The following is a 1,127-nucleotide window of genomic DNA, read 5'->3' as shown; positions in this document are numbered from 1 at the left end:
CCCCGCGGCGCGCCCCCTGGCCCGGGTTGCCGAGCCGGCCGTCGACGTGAGCGGGTTCTTCGCCCTCGACCGCGGTCTGATCGACCGCACGATCTTCGGTGACCAGGCGCTCTACCGGCAGGAGTTGCGCCGTGTGTTCGCGCCGAGCTGGCTGTTCCTCGCGCACGAGAGCCAGTTCACCAAGCCGGGCGACTTCTTCACCACGTACATGGGGGAGGACCCGGTCATCGTCGCCATGGGGCGGGACCGCAGGATCCGGGCGTTCCTCAACGCCTGTCGGCACCGGGGGATGCGGATCTGCCGGGCCGACGCGGGCGCGACGAAGGCGTTCACGTGCAGCTACCACGGCTGGTCGTACGACATGGCGGGCAAGCTGGTCAACGTCCCCAACGCCGAGGACTATCCGGCGGAGTTCGACCGCGAGCAGTGGGGACTCACCGAGGTCGCGCAGCTCGACACGTACAAGGGGCTCGTCTTCGGGACCTGGAACCCCGAGGCGCCNNCCTGGTACATGGACGCGATGCTCGACCGCGATCCCGAGGGCACCGAGGTCGTCGGCGGCGTCCACAAGTGGGTCCTGGAGGGCAACTGGAAGCTGGCGGCGGAGCAGTTCGCCTCCGACTGGTACCACGTCAACATCTCGCACGCGTCGGCGCTGATGGTCATGTCGCCGTCCGGCAAGGGACCGAAGACGGAGATCGTGCAGACCCCGGGACGGCAGTACACCGATCCGCTCGGTCACGGCGCCGGCTTCCCCACCCACCCCAAGAGCCGCTTCGACGACCGGGTCGTGCACGGCTACTACGACTACGAGGCGCTGCGGGAACGGCTCGGCGACGCACGGGTCGAAGGGCCGATGACCACCGGTCACGCCACCGTCTTCCCCAACTTCTCCTATCTGCCGGTCAACGGCTCCATCCGGGTCTGGCACCCGAAGGGACCGGACCGGATGGAGGTGTGGGCCTGGACGATCGTCGACCGGTCCATGCCGGCCGAGGTGAAGGAGGCCCAACGGCTGTACAACCTGCGGACGTTCGGGCCGACCGGCATCTTCGAGCAGGACGACGGCGAGAACTGGAGCGAGTGCCAGGCCACCGCCCACGGCTTCATGGCCGGGTCCATGACCC

1 protein-coding gene and 1 pseudogene are annotated in these 1,127 nt (G+C 68.9%); both read left to right on the top strand.

Translation table 11 applies throughout. The features are described from left to right. Positions 1-46 precede the first annotated feature (46 nt). Positions 47-501 (top strand): annotated as a pseudogene (locus AOK15_RS47875) (Rieske 2Fe-2S domain-containing protein); the annotation flags it as partial. Positions 502-503: 2 nt separating this feature from the next. Further along, positions 504-1,127, top strand: a 624-nt coding sequence (locus tag AOK15_RS47870) for an RHO alpha subunit C-terminal catalytic domain-containing protein (RefSeq protein WP_276206251.1), incomplete at both ends; no start/stop codon positions are given.

This window comes from Streptomyces ossamyceticus (assembly GCF_001418475.1).
GTDB classification, from domain to species: Bacteria; Actinomycetota; Actinomycetes; order Streptomycetales; family Streptomycetaceae; genus Streptomyces; species Streptomyces ossamyceticus.
Note: the sequence above shows the minus strand (reverse complement) of the source record. Positions and strands in the feature narration are given on the sequence as shown.